Genomic DNA, 14,819 nt, shown 5'->3' with positions numbered 1-14,819 from the left:
GAACACCATGAGCATCGAATTCCAAGTCCCCGACATGACCTGCGGCCACTGCGTCAAGACCATCACCGGCGCGGTGACGGCGGCGGCGCCGGGCGCCAGCGTGGCGGTGGACCTGCCCACGCATCGCGTCACCATCAGCGGCACCGACCAGGCCGACAAGGTCGAGGCCGCGATCCGTGACGCCGGCTACGAGCCGCAGCGCGTGTGAGGGCGCGCCGCCGCCAGGCGTATGATAGAAAAAGCCTGGCGGTGGTTATTAGGTTATTGATTTAAGCTATCAATCAATTAAGTTAATTAAATTTGAATAATTGATAGCTGCCGTTTATCATTCTTTCCATGGTGGTTGAACAAGACCCCGCTACCCCAAGGAGAGATTGCATGCTGCAAAACCGTGAAGGCCAACGTGTTCCCAACGTAACGTTCCCCGTCCGCGAGGGCAACACCTGGAAAAAGGTCACGACCGACGACCTGTTCAAGAATAAGACGGTCGTGGTCTTTTCGCTTCCCGGCGCTTTCACGCCGACCTGCTCGTCGACCCACCTGCCGCGCTACAACGAACTGGCTCCGGCCTTCGCCGCCGCCGGCGTCGACAGCATCGTCTGCGTGTCGGTCAACGACACCTTCGTCATGAACGAATGGGCCAAGGACCAGGAATCGTCCAACATCACGCTGCTGCCCGACGGCAACGGTGAATTCACCGAAGGCATGGGCATGCTGGTCGACAAGAGCGACCTGGGCTTCGGCAAGCGCAGCTGGCGCTACTCCATGCTCGTCAAGGACGGCGTGGTGCAGAAGATGTTCATCGAGCCCGAGAAGGAAGGCGACCCGTTTGAAGTGTCGGACGCCGACACCATGCTGGCCCACGTCGCCCCGACGGCCAAGAAGCCCGACCAGGTGGTGGTGTTCTCCAAGCCCGGCTGCCCGTTCTGCGTGGAAGCCAAGGCGCTGCTCGAAGACAAGGGCTATGCCCCGATCGAGATCCCGCTGGAGAACAAGGTGCGCGGCCGCGTGATCGGCGCCGTGTCGGGCAAGGGCACCGCTCCGCAGGTGTTCATCAACGGTTCGCTGATCGGCGGCCTGGACGACCTGAAGGCGCACTTCGCCTGATGCTGGCGGGAAGGGGACAGGGTCCCTTTCCCTTGCCGCGGCCGCTCCCGCAAGGAGTGGTCCGGCGCGCCGGTTTCCCTTTTTCCGCATCTTCGCGCGGCCCCGGCGGGCGCCGCGGGACGGGCTTCGTCCGGAGGATGCGCAACAAGGCGGAATCCGCCTTTGACAATGTTTGCTCCACGCTACACCGGGGGATCCCACTCATGAAGACTCTGCACACCGATATCGCCGTCCTGGGCGCCGGCACCGCCGGCCTGGCCGCTTATCGCGCCGCCAAGGCCGCGGGCAAGCGCGCGCTGCTGATCGAAGGCGGTCCTTATGGCACCACCTGCGCCCGCGTCGGCTGCATGCCGTCCAAGCTGCTGATCGCGGCCGCCGAGGCCGCGTATCACGCCGCGCATACCGCGCCGTTCGGCGTGCATGTCGAGGGCGAGGTCACGGTCAACGGCGAAGAGGTGATGGACCGCGTCAAGCGCGAGCGCGACCGTTTCGTCGGCTTCGTGCTGGAGGGCGTGGAGAACATCCCGGCGGAAGACAAGATCCGCGGCTATGCCCGCTTTGAATCGGACACGGTGCTGCGGGTCGATGACCACACCGAGATCCATGCGTCCCGCGTGGTGATCGCGACCGGCTCGCGGCCGTCGGTGCCGCCGCCGTTCCGGGGGCTGGGCGACCGCCTGGTGCTCAACGACGATGTGTTCGCCTGGGATGACCTGCCGCGCCGGGTGGCGGTGTTCGGCCCCGGCGTGATCGGGCTGGAACTGGGCCAGGCGCTGGCGCGACTGGGCGTCGAGGTGCGCGTGTTCGGCGTCAGCGGCAGCCTGGGCGGCATCAGCGACCCGCAGGTGCGCCACAGCGCCCGCAAGATCTTCCAGCAGGAGTTCTACCTGGACCCGGATGCGCGCGTGCTGGAAACCCAGCGAGTGGGCGACGAGGTCGAGGTGCGCTACGTGGCGCTGGACAACACCGAACGCACCGAGCGTTTCGACTACGCGCTGGTGGCCACCGGCCGCCGCCCCAACGTGGACGGCCTGGGCCTGGAGAACACCTCCCTGCAACTGAACGCGCAGGGCGTACCACTGTTCGACCGCGACACCATGCAGGCGGGCGATTCGGCGATCTTCATCGCCGGCGACGCCAACGCCGACGCGCCCTTGCTGCACGAGGCGGCCGACGAAGGCCGCATCGCCGGCGAGAACGCGGCGCGTTACCCCGAGGTGCGCCAGGGCCTGCGCCGCGCGCCGCTGGCGGTGGTGTTCTCGGATCCGCAGATCGCGCTGGCCGGGCAGGGCCACGCCCGCCTGACGCCGGGCACCTTCGTGACGGGCGAGGTTGATTTCGGCGATCAGGGCCGTTCGCGGGTGATGCTGAAGAATCGCGGCCTGCTGCACGTGTACGCCGATATCGCCAGCGGCCGCTTCCTGGGCGCGGAGATGGTCGGCCCCAGCGCCGAGCACATCGGTCATCTGCTGGCCTGGGCCGTGCAGCAGGAGCTGACCGTGGCGCGCATGCTGGAAATGCCGTTCTACCATCCGGTCATCGAGGAAGGCCTGCGCACGGCGCTGCGCGACGCGGCAGCCAAGCTGGCGCGGGCGCAGGAGGCGCTGCGCCAGGTGGAGGCGGAAGACGCCGCGGCCTGAACGCGGTTGCCAAGCAAAAAGGGCTGCCCCTCGGGGCAGCCCTTTTTTTCGTTCCTGCCTGGAATCAGTCGTCGGACTGCTTCTTGGGCGCGGGGAACGGATTCTCGCGGAATTGCAGCGTGAAGCCGGCGCGTTCGTCCTGGCCCAGCTCACGCGCCAGGTAGGGCATGGCCTGCTTGAGGGCCTCGTGCAGCGTCCACGGCGGGTTGATCAGGAACATGCCGCTGCCGTGCAGGCCGTAGCCGTCGATGGTGGCCTTCTTGACCGTCAACGTGGCGTGCAGCCAGCTCTTGACCTTGAGGTTCTCGAAGTGGCGCGCCATTTCGCTGGCCTCGCGCCGCTGCACCAGCGGGTACCAGACGGCGATGGTGCCGGTGGCGAAGCGCTTGACGCATTCCTTGACGGTGATCAGCGTGCGGCGGTAGTCGTTCTTGTCCTCGTAGGACGGGTCGATCAGCACCATGCCGCGGCGCGTCGGCGGCGGCAGTAGGGCCTTGACGCCCTCGAAGCCGTCGTCGCCGTAGATGGTGGTCTGGCGCTGCGCGGTGCGGTCCATGTGTTCGAGGTTGCCGACCAGGGTGTCGATCTCGGTCGGGTGCATTTCGAACAGGCGCAGGCGGTCGGACGGGCGCAGCGCGTCCAGCGTCAGCCAGGGCGAGCCGGGGTAGCGCTTGAGGCGGCCGTTGGTGTTGAAGGCGCGGATGCGGGCGACGTAGTCGGCCAGCAGGGGCGGCAGGTCGTCGCGTTCCCACAGGCGGCCGATGCCGTCGGCGAATTCCGAGGTCTTGGCGGCCCAGTCGCTGTCCAGGCTGTAGAGGCCGGCGCCGGCGTGGGTGTCGATGACCCAGTAGGGCGCGTCCTTGCGGTTGAAGTAGTCCAGCGTGTGGACCAGGATGGCGTGCTTGAGCACGTCGGCATGGTTGCCGGCGTGGAAGGCGTGGCGATAGCTGAACACGGGGCGGGGGCCTCAGGCGGCCGGCCGGATGGCGGCCAGTTCGTCGGTGAAGATGCCGTCGATGCCCCAGTCCAGCAGCAGGCGGGCGCGCTCGGGGTCGTTGACGGTCCAGGCGGCAATGCGGTAGCCGGCGGCGTGCACGGCGTCGATCAGTTCGCGCGTGGCGTCCTTCTGGTTGATGTTCAGGGCGACGCAGTCGTATTTGACCAGGCGGTCGAGCCAGTCGGCGGGCACCTTCTCGACCAGCAGGGCGCGCGGCAGTTCGGGCGCGGCGTCCTTGGCGGCCTGCAGGGCTTCCTCGGCGAAGGAGGACAGCAGCGGGGCCACGGCGGCGCCTTTCCAGAGTTCACGGGCGGCCAGGGCGACGGCGGCGCCGGTCTCGGCCTCGCGGCCGGGGCAGGGCTTGATTTCGACGTTGCTGGCGATGCCGTTGGCGACGGTGTAGCGGGCCACGGCGGCGAAGGTGGGCAGGGGTTCGCCGGCGTAGGCGGCGGAGTGCCAGCTGCCGAAGTCCAGTTGCGCCAGTTCGCTGAAGGTCTTGGCGGCGGCGGGACCGTGGCCGTTGGAGGTGCGGTCGACGTCGTCGTCATGCATCAGGACGAGGACGTTGTCGCGGCTGAGCTTGACGTCGTATTCGAACATGGTGAAGCCGTGTTCGGCGCCGACGCGCATGGCGGCGAGGGTGTTCTCCGGGGCCAGGCGGCCGCCGCCGCGGTGGGCGATGTGGCGGGAATAGGGCCAGGTGGGGAGGGATGCGGTCATTTCTTTGATGCTTTTGGGGTTCTTTGGGACAGGGTGGAAGGATACTCTGTTCTGGGGGTTCCTTTCCTGTCGTGCGGGGGGCTTGCTTCGTGCCTGTGTCGCGGGTTCGGTTCTTTTGGCGCGGTGGGGAAAGTTCGGGGCGTCGCTGGGGCGGGCGGTGTGCTTGGGCTTTGTGGGAAGGGTTGGGGGGCTGAAAGATTTGCTGGCGCCCGTCCGGCCAGGCCGCCCTGCGCGGCCTGGCCGGACATACGTGGGGGTTGCTTGCGGTGGGCGCATCCTCCCGGGGGAGGTGGGGAGTTGATGGCGGAGGGACTGCTTGCTGGGGCCGTCTGTCCGGCGCCCGCGGGTTGGGAGGGCGGGGACCGCCGCAGACGCCCGGCGCTTATTTCATCGGGGCCTTGTCCTGGGAGACGTCCATGATCATGCGGGCGGCCAGGTAGAGGCGGGGGACGATGGAGGGGATCTGGATGTACTCGGCGTCGTTGGAGTGGGCGCCGAAGCCGCTCAGGCCCATGCCTTCGATGACGGGGCCGCGGGCCTTGAGGGCGGCGAAGGCGGCGTCGGTGCCGCCGCCGCTGGCGCGGTCGATGACTTTCATGGGCAGGCCGAGTTCCTGGTAGATGGCGACGCCGTGGTTGGCGAGGGCGCGCGAGGCGGGGGTGGCTTCCAGCGGTGGGCGGCGCACTTCGAATTTGACGCTGACCTTGGCCTCGGGCAGCAGTTTCTTCTGGATGCGTTCCTGCAGGGTGCGTTCGAGGGCGTCGAAGTCGGACACCTTGAGGGCGCGGGCGTCGGCCTGGGCGGTGGCCTGGCCGGGGATGACGTTGCGGTTGGTGCCGGCCTGGGCCACGGTCCAGTTCAGTTTCAGGCCTTCCTCGGGTTTGGACAGGTCTTTCAGTTGCAGGATCTGGTGGGACAGCTCGGTCAGGGCGTTGACGCCGCCCTCGGGACGGGCGCCGGCGTGCGAGGTCTTGCCCTGCACGGTCAGGTAGGCGGCGCCGATGCCGCTGGTGGCCAGGGTCAGGCGGCCCTCGGCGCCGCCGCCTTCAAAGGAGAAGACGGCGTCCTGGTCGGCGCCCAGGCGGGTGATGGTGGCGCGGGCGCCCGGCGAGCTGATTTCCTCGTCGCCGTTGATCAGCACGGTCAGGGTGCCGTAATCCTTGAATTCCAGTTTTTGCAGCAGGGCCACAGTGTGCAGGATGAGGGCGACGCCGTGCTTGTCATCGGCGATGCCCAGGCCATAGGCGCGGTCGCCGTCGATGCGGAAAGGCTGGTCCTTGAGCATGCCGTTGCGGTAGACGGTGTCCATGTGCGCGATCAGCATGATCTTTTTCTGCCCGCTGCCCTTGAATTCGGCGTGCACCATGGGACCGACGCGCTCGGGGGTGTCGTCCAGGCGGGAGATGCCGGTGGGCTGCAGGATTTCGACCTTGCCGCCCAGGGCCTTGAGACGCTCGCCGATGAGGGCGGCAATGCGTTCCACGCCTTCCACGTCCCGGCTGCCCGATTCGATATTGACCAGGTCGCGCATGGTGTCGAGCATGGCCTGCTTCTGTTGCTCGGCGGCGTCGTGCACGGCGGCGACCGGGGCGGCCAGCGCGGCGCAGGAGGCGCCGCCCAGGAAGGCCAGGGCGAGCGCGGCACGCAGGACAAGCGGACGTGGGAGCGGGAACGGCATCGAAAGTCACCTCTGCATGGAAGGGGGGAAGGGGGGAGCCGGCGGCGCGGCGTCGGGTCCGGCTTTGACGATACGAGCGGGGACGGAAGGCGGGAACCGGGGTTTCCCCGGTTGACCGGGGCCCGCTTCCATGCGGGGAAAAGCCCTCGCCGCAGGCGACGGGCGGGCCGATGTAAGCAGACGCTGCGGGACGAATGAGAAATGCTAAAATCCGCCCGCTGACCCGGTTTGACCGGTATGGGAATAGGGCGAATAAGATTCGCCTTTTTTTATGCGTTTTCGTGCGCCCCGGGCGGAAGTTTCCTCCCGAGTGCGGCAACAGGGATTCCATGTTCGAATTTATTCGCAGCCACCGGCGCTGGATGCAGTTCATCCTGCTGCTTCTGATTGTGCCGTCCTTCTTCCTCGTCGGGATCCAGGGCTATGAGAGCTTCATGCGCAAGGAGCCGGAACTGGCGACGGTCGCCGGCCAGCCGATTTCCCGCGCGGAGTTCGACCAGGCGCACCGCAACCAGCTGGAGCAATACCGCCAGCGCCTGGGCGCGCAGTTCGACCCGGCCGTGATCGACACGCCGCAGCTGCGCGAAGCGCTGCTGAACCAGCTGATCAACCAGCGCCTGCTGGCGAACGTGGCCGTGGACAACCGTTTCTCGGTGTCCGACGAAACGCTGCGCAATACCATTGCCGCGATTCCGGAAGTGCAGGACAACGGCCGCTTCTCGCCCGAGCGCTATCGCCAGGTGCTGGCGGCGCAGGGCATGTCGCCCACCTCGTTCGAGGCCGGCCTGCGCCGTGACCTGGCCGTGGCCCGCGTGCTGGAACCGGTCGGGCAGTCGGCCCGCGCGCCCGCCGAAGTGGTGGCGTCGCTGGAAACCGCCCTGACGCAGCAGCGCACGGTGCAACTGCGCCGCTTCGCCGCCGCCGATTTCCGCTCGCAAGTCACCGTCACCCCGGCCGACATCCAGGCCTGGTACGACGCCAACAAGCAGCAATTGCAGATTCCCGAGCAGGTCCAGGTGCAGTACCTGGTGCTGAACGAAGCCGCCGCGACCGAGGGCGTGCAGGTCAAGGACGAGGACCTGGCTTCGTATTACGAACAGAACAAGAACCGCTTCGGCCAGCCCGAGCGCCGCCGCGCCAGCCACATCATGATCGAAGTGCCCGCCGGCGCCTCGGAAGATGCGCGCAAGGCCGCCCGCGCCAAGGCCGAGGCCCTGGCCACGCAGGCCGCCGCCAACCCGGCGCAATTCGCCGAGCTGGCCCGCAAGAATTCGCAGGACGCCGGTTCGGCCGCCAATGGCGGCGACCTGGGCTGGCTGGCGCCGGGCATGCTGTCCGGCCCGCTGGAAAAGGCGATCTTCAGCCAGTCCAAGGACCAGGTGTCGGGCGTGGTCGAAAGCCCGTCGGGTTTCCACGTGGTCAAGGTCACCGAGATCCAGCCCGCCGCGATCAAGCCGCTGGCCGAGGTGAAGGACCAGATCACCGCCGAAGTGCGCAAGCAACTGGCCGCCGTGCGCTTTTCGGAGATGGCCAGCCAGCTGAACAAGCAGGTCTACGACCAGCGCGACAGCCTGCAGCCGGCCGCCGACGCGGTGGGCCTGAAGCTGCGCACCGCCTCGGGCGTGACGCGCGAAGGCCTGTTGCCGGCCGACCAGGCCGGCCCCGGTTCCGCCGTGGACAGCCCGGACGCGTCGTTGCTGGACAACCCGCGCGTGCGCCAGGTGCTGTTCTCGCCCGACGTGCTGCGTGAAAAGCAGAACTCCGGCGTGATCGAGCTGTCGCCCGACACCATGCTGGCGGTGCGCGTGGCCGCCGTGGAACCGGCCCACGTGCCGGCGCTGGAGAAGGTCAGCGATTCGATCCGCGCCAAGCTGCTGGACGAGCGTTCGGCCGAAGCCGCCAAGAAAGCCGGCGAAGCCGCGCTGGCGGCCGATCAGGCCAACCCGGCCGCGGCGCCGGAAGGCTTCGGTGGTCCGCTGGTGGTGTCGCGCCAGGATCCCAAGAACCTGCCGCGCTCGGTGCTGGACGCCGTGATGCGCCTGCCGGCCGCCAAGCTGCCGGCCTACACCGGCGTGCAGTCGGGCGCCGATTACACGCTGGTGCGCCTGGAAAAGGTCGAGGCCGGCACGGTCGAGGCCGCCGACAAGGAACGCCTGGCGCAGCAATTGGCGGGCGCCTGGGGCCAGGCCGAGAACGAAGCGCTGGTGCGCATGCTGCGCGAGGAATACAAGGTGCAGGTGCTGCCGGCGGCCGCCGACGCCATCCGCGGCGGCGACGCCTCGCAGCAGGCGGCGGGCTGATCTTCCGCGAGGCGGATCGCGGGCCGCCCAGGCCCGCGTCAAGTCACTGCAGCAAGGGTCGCAGCGCCGGCCAGACATTGTCCAGCAGTTGGGCCTGGGCATCCTCGTTGGGATGGATGCCGTCGGCCTGGAACATCGCCCGGTTCGTTGCGATACCTTCCATCAGGAAGGGCACGAGCCGGGCGTTTTCGTCTTTGGCGACGGTGGGAAACACCTGGGCGAAGCGTTGGGTGTAGTCGCGGCCGTAGTTGGGCGGGATCTGCATGCCGACGATGACCACCTCGGCCTCGGCCTTGCGCGCCGCCTGCGCCATGGTGCGCAGGTTCTGCTCCGTCATGTTCAGCGGCAGCCCGCGCAGGGCGTCGTTCGAGCCCAGCTCCAGCACCACCACCGCCGGTTCATGCTGGCGCAGCAGCGCCGGCAGGCGCGCGACGCCGCCGCTGGTGGTGTCGCCGCTGATGCTGGCGTTGACGACCTTGTACTTCGGGTATTGTTCGGAAAGCCGCGCGGACAGCAGCGGCACCCAGCCGGTGCCGCGCTTGATGCCGTACTCGGCGGCCAGGCTGTCGCCCACCACCAGCACGGTGCGTTGCGCGGAACCCTGGGCCGCCGGGGCGGTCTGAGCGTGGGCGGGCGCCATCAGGGTGGCCGTGGCCAGCGTGGATATTAGTAGTGAACGGCGAATCAGGGGAATCAGGCGCATGGATAGCAAGAATTCGATCGAGGTGAAAGGGCTGGGCAAGCGGGTGGCCGATGCCGGCGGGACGCTGTCTATCCTGGAAGACATCGATTTTACGGTGGCGGCGGGCAGCGCCGTGGCCATCACCGGCAGCTCCGGGTCGGGCAAGTCCACCCTGTTGGGACTGCTGGCCGGGCTGGATGTTCCCAGCGCGGGCAGCGTGCGCCTGGCCGGGCAGGACCTGTTCGCCCTGGACGAGGACGGCCGCGCGCGCCTGCGGGCCAATCACGTGGGGTTTGTGTTCCAGTCATTCCAGTTGCTGCCGAACCTGACCGCGCTGGAAAACGTGATGCTGCCGCTGGAACTGGCGGGCCAGCCGGCGCGCGAGGCGGCCCAGGCCATGCTCGAGCGCGTCGGGCTGGGGGCGCGCCTGCATCACTATCCGCGCACCCTGTCCGGCGGCGAGCAGCAGCGCGTGTCGCTGGCGCGCGCCTTCGTGGTGCAGCCGGACCTGCTGTTCGCCGACGAACCCACCGGCAGCCTGGATGCCGCCACCGGCGTCACGGTCATCGACCTGATGTTCGACCTGCACCGCGAGCACGGCACCACCCTGGTGCTGGTGACGCACGACCCGCAGCTGGCGGCGCGTTGCAGCCGCCAGGTGGTGCTGGCGGCCGGGCGCATGGCCGCGTAGTCGGGATGCGACCGGCCGCTGCGGCCCGCGCCAGCGGCGCAAGCCTGAAACGAAAACGCCACGCGAAGGTGGCGTTTTTGCTTGGCGCAGACCTCTGGCGCGGACCTTACTTGGCCTTGGCCACGGCCTGGTTCCACGCGGCGACGACGGCTTCGTACTCCTTGGCTGCCGCGTCCTGGCTCACCGGGAAGATCTTGATGCTGTTGAAGTCGGGCAGGGTGGTCAGGCTGGCCACCGCGATGTCGCTGCGGGTCGGGCGGCGGAAGTTCTTCACCAGTTGCGCTTCCTGCGCCTCCTTGCTGAGCAGGCCGTCGTACAGCGCCTTGGCGGCCTCCGGGTTCTTGGCGCCCTTGATGATGAACATGCCTTCCGGCGCCAGGTAGCTGCCCTCGGTCGGGTAGACCAGCTTGATCTCCTTCTGGCCGCCGGCCACGTATTCCTGGGCGGCGTATTCCAGCGTCATGCCGACCGCGTATTCGCCGGCCGCCACGCCCTTGTAGGTGGTGCCGGACGAGGCCGTGACCACGGCGTTGGCGGCGATCTTGTCCAGGCCTTCCTGGCCGAACTGCTTATACAGGCCGTAGACCAGCATGTAGGCGGTGCCGCTCTTGGACGGATCGGTGATGGCGAACTTGCCCTTCCACTGCGGTTGCATCAGGTCGGACCAGGTGGCCGGCGCGGCCAGGCCCTTCAACTGCCGTTCGTTGACCATCAGCACCATGATGTGGACGTTGGTGCCGACCCACAGATCGTCCGGTCCGCGGAACTCGGCCGGGATCTTGTCGATATCGGCCGGGCGGTAGGGCTGCAGGTGCTGGCGGTAGGCGCCCAGCGTGCCGAAGCCGCCGCTCCAGAACAGGTCGCCGCGCGGGTTCTGGGCCTCGGCCTCGATACGCTTCATCATGGTGCCGGTGCCGCCGGTGACCGGTTGCACGTTCAGCTTGGGCGACTGCTTCTTGACGGCGTCCAGCGCGGTCTCGATGGTCTCGGTGTTGTTGGACGAGTACAGGACCACGTTCTGTGCCTGCGCGGCGCCCGCGGCCAGGGTGGCGGCCAGCAGGCCGGTTTGCAGGAAGTGTTTGAGGTGCATGGTGAGCCTTTGTGGATGCGGGTTATTTGCCGGAGAACAGCTTGATGCGGAATGCCTTGACCGACACGATGATGGGCAGCACGATCACCGTGACCAGCGCCGCGCCATAGGCCGAGGCCATGCCCAGGCGCCCGCCGTCGACCTGGCGGAAGATGGCGATCGGCATGGTTTCGAGGCCGCCGCTGTAGGCCACGATCGAGGCCGACAGCTCGGAAATCGTGGTCAGCCACATCAGGATGGCGGCCGAGATGATCGAGGCCTTCATGGCCGGCAGAATCACCTTGAAGAAGGTCATCAGCGGCGATACGCCCAGGCTGATCGAGGCTTCCTCGATCGAGTCGGGAATGTTGAACAGCACCGACGAGGCGTTGCGCACCGCGAAGGGCAGGCGCCGCACCGCGTAGCACAGCACCATGATGCCGGAGGTGCCGGCCAGCACCAGCCAGCCGGTGTTGAAGGTCTGCACCAGCGCGATGCCCAGCACCGTGCCGGAGATGGTCAGCGGCAGTACCACGATGTAGTCCAGCACCTGGGTGAAGGCGCTGCGCTTCTTGATGGTCAGGTAGCTCACCAGCACCGCGAAGGCCACGCCCGTCACCGTGGCCAGCGAGGCGAACTTGAGCGAATTCAGGATCGGCTCGGGCGCGCCGTGCAGAGCGCGCTGCATGCTGGCCAGCGACCACGAGCCCCAGTGCATCACCGGCCCGCTGGTCTTGGTGAAGGCGGCGATGAACACCACGATCAGCGGCAGCAGCGACAGCAGGATCACCAGGCCGACGCCGCCGGTGTACAGGATGGCCTGCCATGAACGCACCCGGCGCGCCGCCGGCGCGCGGCCCTGGGTCATGGTGTAGACCTTGCGCTCGACCACGCGCTTCTGCACGAACAGCACGATGGCGACGATGGCGATCGACACCACCGACATGGCGCTCTGCAGCGTCGGGCTGCCGCCCATTTCGCTGACGAAGGTGTTGTAGGTCATCACCGACAGCAGCGGCACGCGGCTGCCCAGCAGCATCGCCAGCGCGAAGTTGCCGACCACCAGCGTGAACACCACCAGCGCGTTCACCAGCACCGCCGGCAGCAGCACCGGCACCAGCACCCGCAGTTGGGTCAGCAGCGGCGGCGTGCCCAGGCTCAGGCCGGCTTCCTCCAACTGGCCGTCGAAGCCGCGCAACGCGGCCAGCACGCCCAGGTAGATGTAGGTGTAGTAGACCAGCGTCATCGAGAACACCATGCCGGTCCAGCCGTAGAACGACGGCAGCGAGATGCCCGCGTCGCCCAGCAGGTTGGTCAGGATGCCGTTGTTGCCCAGCACCAGCAGCCACGACTGGCCGACGATGATCTCGGGAATGACGATGGTCAGCACCGGCAGGATCGCCACCAGGTTCTTGAGCGGGAAGTCGTAGCGCGCCACCATGTAGGCGAACGGTACGCCCACCAGGATGGTGCAGGCGGTCACCACCAGCCCCAGCACCAGCGTGTTGCCGAAGGCCTCCAGGTATTGCGAGTCGGCCAGCAGGGCGCGGAACCCCTCCAGCGAGAAACCGCCGTCCTGGCCGGTGACGCTGTTGCTGAACAGCACCGCCAGCGGATACAGCACGAAGAACAGCAGCAGCGCCAGGCTGATCGCCGTCAGGATGCCCCAGGGCCACCATTTGATTTTCATGGCGTGGCGGTCCTCAGGCGTTGACGACGCGGCTGTCGGCGGGAATCAGCACCTGCACGGCCTCGCCGGGCTGGAACTGCGCCACCATGTTGCCCGCGTGCAGCTCCACGCGGATCTCCGAGCCGTCCTGCAGCGCGATGCGGTAGGCGGTCTTGAAGCCCAGGTATTGGCGCCGCAGCACCTTGCCGGGCAGCGTGTTGGGCACGTAGGGCGCCGGCGCCATCAGGGCCAGTTCCTCGGGGCGGGCGATCAGCACCGCGCGTTCGGCCAGCGTGTCGCTGCCGAGCGTGCCGTCGAAACCCAGGCCGCACAGCTCATAGCGCACGTGGCCGGCCGGCGCGCCGGGCAGCCCGCCGCGCGCCGGCACCGGGATCACGTTGGCCGAACCGATGAAGTCGGCCACATAGGCGTTGACCGGCGTGCCGTACAGTTCTTCGGGCGTGCCCAGTTGGGCGATGCTGCCGTGGTCCATGATGGCGATGCGGTCGGACATGGCCAGGGCTTCTTCCTGGTCATGGGTGACGAACACGGTGGTGATGCCGGCCTCGCGCACCAGGTCGAGAATGACGTCGCGCATCTGCAGGCGCATCTTGGCGTCCAGGTTCGACAGCGGCTCGTCCATCAGCAACACGCGCGGCCGGATCACCAGGGCGCGCGCCAGGGCCACGCGCTGGCGCTGGCCGCCGCTCATCTGCGCCGGGTAGCGGTCGGCCAGGGCCGCCAGCCCGACCTTGTCGAGCGCCTCGTCGACGCGCCGCTTGATCTCGGCCCGCGCCACGCCACGGGCCCGCAGGCCGTAGGCGACGTTGTCGAAGGCGGTCTTGTCGGGAAAGAGCGCGTAGTCCTGGAACACCATGCCGATGTCGCGGCGGTGCGCCGACACGTGCGTGACGTCGTCCTGGTCGAACAGCAGGCGGCCGCCGTCGGGCGCGTAGAAGCCGGCGATGCAGCGCAGCAGGGTGGTCTTGCCGCAGCCGCTGGGGCCCAGCAGCGTGTAGAACCCGCCGTCGGGAATGTGCAGCGACAGGTCGCGCAGCACCTGCTGGCCGCCGAATGTCTTGATGATGCCGTCTACGGTGATCGATGCCATGAAAGGTTCCTGCCTGGGATTGGACGCATCATAGGAACCCGGCCGCGCCGCCACCAGCGGTGTTTTTTAAGGGCTGGCGTTAGTTTTTCTAAGAGGTCGGCGGCGCCGCAATCCCCTAGAATGCGGCTCATAGCAACGGCGCGGTCCAAGCCCCGCGCCGGCAAGAACAGATGACAAGGGAAATCGTGGGAACACGCAGCAAAGCCTTGCGCCAGGGGCGCGCGCGGGCGGACGGCGCCTGAGATGGCGGGCCCGAGCCTGCCGCCGCTGAAAGCCTTGCGGGTATTCGAGGCCGCGGCGCGCCTGCGCAGTTTCACGGCGGCGGCCGACGAACTGAGCATCACGCACAGCGCGGTCAGTCAGCAGATCCGCATCCTGGAAGACTACGTCGGCCAGCCGCTGTTCGCGCGCGAGGCCCGCGGCGTCACGCTGCTGCCGTGCGCGCAGGCGTATTTTCCCGAGGTCCAGGCCAGCCTGGAGCGCATCGCGGCGGCCACCGCCAAGCTGCGCTCGCCTGGCCATGGCGGCGTGCTGCGCGTCAGCGCCACGCCGTCGCTGACCATGAAATGGCTGATTCCCCGGCTGTCGGCGTTCCAGGCGTTGCATCCGGGCATCGACGTGCAGCTGACCACGCAGGGGCGCTCGTTCCTGGATCGCGGCGACGAGGCCGGCGGCGACGTGCTGATCCGCCATGGCTTCGTGGCGCACGCCGAAATGAGCTGCGTGCACTGCCTGGACGACTTCCACGTGCCGGTGGCGTCGCCGCGCTTCATCGAGCGCAACCGCCTGGCCACGCCGGCCGACTGTCTGGGGCACCCCTTGCTGAAGGTCGCGGGCGGCATGGACCACTGGCCGCGCTGGTTCGCGCTGGCCAGGGTGGACGTGCCGGCGCAACTGCCCGGGCCGGTGTTCGACCATCAATTCCTGTGCATGCAGGCCGCCATGAACGACCTGGGCATCGCCCTGGCGCCGTGGTGCCTGCTGCAGGACGACCTGCGCGCCGACCGGCTGCGGCCGCTGTTCCTGCAGCCGCGCCTGCCCAACGCCGGCGTGCATGCGCTGTTCCGCCCGGACGCGCCGGCCGCGGCCGCGGCGCGCCATTTCATCGACTGGCTGGGCCGCGAGGCCGGCCATCCGCCACCCGAGCAATAGAAG

At 68.1% G+C, this 14,819-nt stretch carries 13 protein-coding genes; 6 read left to right on the top strand and 7 right to left on the bottom strand.

The annotated features are described in order from the left end of the window. The first annotated feature begins 7 nt into the window (after positions 1-7). The 3 genes from ABFG95_RS00440 (at position 8) to ABFG95_RS00430 (ending at position 2,747) form a co-directional block, all read left to right on the top strand. On the top strand, positions 8-208 hold the full coding sequence (locus tag ABFG95_RS00440) for a heavy-metal-associated domain-containing protein (protein ID WP_049073469.1): 201 nt from the start codon (positions 8-10) through the stop codon (positions 206-208). Between the two features lie 170 nt (positions 209-378). Continuing rightward, entirely contained in the window at positions 379-1,107 is a 729-nt protein-coding gene (locus ABFG95_RS00435; RefSeq protein ID WP_049073470.1) for a glutathione peroxidase, read from the top strand. A gap of 203 nt (positions 1,108-1,310) precedes the next feature. Then, positions 1,311-2,747, top strand: a complete 1,437-nt coding sequence (locus tag ABFG95_RS00430) for a dihydrolipoyl dehydrogenase (protein WP_348995273.1) — start codon at positions 1,311-1,313, stop codon at positions 2,745-2,747. 64 nt (positions 2,748-2,811) lie between these two features. Here the strand turns inward: ABFG95_RS00430 and rlmJ are convergent, their stop codons facing one another. The 3 genes from rlmJ to ABFG95_RS00415 all read right to left on the bottom strand — a co-directional run bounded on the left by rlmJ (position 2,812) and on the right by ABFG95_RS00415 (position 6,142). After that, positions 2,812-3,702 (bottom strand): 23S rRNA (adenine(2030)-N(6))-methyltransferase RlmJ, encoded by an 891-nt coding sequence (rlmJ, locus tag ABFG95_RS00425; protein ID WP_348995272.1) that lies wholly within the window; start codon positions 3,700-3,702, stop codon positions 2,812-2,814. Positions 3,703-3,714: 12 nt separating this feature from the next. After that, positions 3,715-4,464 carry a glycerophosphodiester phosphodiesterase gene (ugpQ, locus tag ABFG95_RS00420; protein WP_006388171.1) on the bottom strand — a complete coding sequence of 250 codons (750 nt, stop codon included), beginning with the start codon at positions 4,462-4,464 and terminating at the stop codon, positions 3,715-3,717. A 382-nt stretch (positions 4,465-4,846) separates the two neighbouring features. Further along, positions 4,847-6,142, bottom strand: a complete 1,296-nt coding sequence (locus ABFG95_RS00415) for a M20/M25/M40 family metallo-hydrolase (RefSeq protein WP_348995271.1) — start codon at positions 6,140-6,142, stop codon at positions 4,847-4,849. A gap of 329 nt (positions 6,143-6,471) precedes the next feature. Between ABFG95_RS00415 and ABFG95_RS00410 the strand changes: the two genes are divergently transcribed. Next, entirely contained in the window at positions 6,472-8,442 is a 1,971-nt protein-coding gene (locus ABFG95_RS00410; protein ID WP_054416703.1) for a SurA N-terminal domain-containing protein, read from the top strand. A 43-nt stretch (positions 8,443-8,485) separates the two neighbouring features. Here ABFG95_RS00410 and ABFG95_RS00405 read toward each other — a convergent pair whose 3' ends face one another. Continuing rightward, positions 8,486-9,145, bottom strand: a complete 660-nt coding sequence (locus tag ABFG95_RS00405) for an arylesterase (RefSeq protein WP_059270741.1) — start codon at positions 9,143-9,145, stop codon at positions 8,486-8,488. On the opposite strand from ABFG95_RS00405, the gene ABFG95_RS00400 reads away from it, so the two are divergent. Continuing rightward, on the top strand, positions 9,144-9,815 hold the full coding sequence (locus tag ABFG95_RS00400) for an ABC transporter ATP-binding protein (RefSeq protein WP_059270739.1): 672 nt from the start codon (positions 9,144-9,146) through the stop codon (positions 9,813-9,815). The genes ABFG95_RS00405 and ABFG95_RS00400 overlap by 2 nt on opposite strands. Before the next feature lie 106 nt (positions 9,816-9,921). Here the strand turns inward: ABFG95_RS00400 and ABFG95_RS00395 are convergent, their stop codons facing one another. Genes ABFG95_RS00395 through ABFG95_RS00385 form a run of 3 tightly spaced genes read right to left on the bottom strand, consistent with a single transcriptional unit; the run spans position 9,922 to position 13,664 of the window. Continuing rightward, positions 9,922-10,905 carry an ABC transporter substrate-binding protein gene (locus tag ABFG95_RS00395; protein ID WP_348995270.1) on the bottom strand — a complete coding sequence of 328 codons (984 nt, stop codon included), beginning with the start codon at positions 10,903-10,905 and terminating at the stop codon, positions 9,922-9,924. Positions 10,906-10,927: 22 nt separating this feature from the next. Next, on the bottom strand, positions 10,928-12,574 hold the full coding sequence (locus ABFG95_RS00390) for an iron ABC transporter permease (protein ID WP_049073477.1): 1,647 nt from the start codon (positions 12,572-12,574) through the stop codon (positions 10,928-10,930). Positions 12,575-12,587: 13 nt separating this feature from the next. Further along, positions 12,588-13,664, bottom strand: coding sequence for an ABC transporter ATP-binding protein (locus ABFG95_RS00385; protein ID WP_348995269.1), 1,077 nt, complete (start codon positions 13,662-13,664; stop codon positions 12,588-12,590). Positions 13,665-13,907: 243 nt separating this feature from the next. On the opposite strand from ABFG95_RS00385, the gene ABFG95_RS00380 reads away from it, so the two are divergent. After that, positions 13,908-14,816, top strand: coding sequence for a LysR substrate-binding domain-containing protein (locus ABFG95_RS00380; RefSeq protein WP_054502662.1), 909 nt, complete (start codon positions 13,908-13,910; stop codon positions 14,814-14,816). Positions 14,817-14,819: the final 3 nt, after the last annotated feature.

Source organism: Achromobacter sp. HNDS-1, from assembly GCF_040084795.1.
Classification (GTDB): domain Bacteria; phylum Pseudomonadota; class Gammaproteobacteria; order Burkholderiales; family Burkholderiaceae_B; genus Achromobacter; species Achromobacter ruhlandii.
This window is presented reverse-complemented; position numbering and strand designations above follow the sequence as displayed.

What these genes read in the sequence shown, in the direction of transcription:
- ABFG95_RS00415 (WP_348995271.1), bottom strand. Translation starts at nt 6,142, where the DNA reads ATGCCGTTCCCGCTCCCACGTCCGCTTGTCCTGCGTGCCGCGCTCGCC.
- ABFG95_RS00435 (WP_049073470.1), top strand. Translation starts at nt 379, where the DNA reads ATGCTGCAAAACCGTGAAGGCCAACGTGTTCCCAACGTAACGTTCCCC.
- ABFG95_RS00395 (WP_348995270.1), bottom strand. Translation starts at nt 10,905, where the DNA reads ATGCACCTCAAACACTTCCTGCAAACCGGCCTGCTGGCCGCCACCCTG.
- ugpQ (WP_006388171.1), bottom strand. Translation starts at nt 4,464, where the DNA reads ATGACCGCATCCCTCCCCACCTGGCCCTATTCCCGCCACATCGCCCAC.
- ABFG95_RS00400 (WP_059270739.1), top strand. Translation starts at nt 9,144, where the DNA reads ATGGATAGCAAGAATTCGATCGAGGTGAAAGGGCTGGGCAAGCGGGTG.
- ABFG95_RS00405 (WP_059270741.1), bottom strand. Translation starts at nt 9,145, where the DNA reads ATGCGCCTGATTCCCCTGATTCGCCGTTCACTACTAATATCCACGCTG.
- ABFG95_RS00380 (WP_054502662.1), top strand. Translation starts at nt 13,908, where the DNA reads ATGGCGGGCCCGAGCCTGCCGCCGCTGAAAGCCTTGCGGGTATTCGAG.
- ABFG95_RS00410 (WP_054416703.1), top strand. Translation starts at nt 6,472, where the DNA reads ATGTTCGAATTTATTCGCAGCCACCGGCGCTGGATGCAGTTCATCCTG.
- ABFG95_RS00440 (WP_049073469.1), top strand. Translation starts at nt 8, where the DNA reads ATGAGCATCGAATTCCAAGTCCCCGACATGACCTGCGGCCACTGCGTC.
- ABFG95_RS00430 (WP_348995273.1), top strand. Translation starts at nt 1,311, where the DNA reads ATGAAGACTCTGCACACCGATATCGCCGTCCTGGGCGCCGGCACCGCC.
- ABFG95_RS00385 (WP_348995269.1), bottom strand. Translation starts at nt 13,664, where the DNA reads ATGGCATCGATCACCGTAGACGGCATCATCAAGACATTCGGCGGCCAG.
- ABFG95_RS00390 (WP_049073477.1), bottom strand. Translation starts at nt 12,574, where the DNA reads ATGAAAATCAAATGGTGGCCCTGGGGCATCCTGACGGCGATCAGCCTG.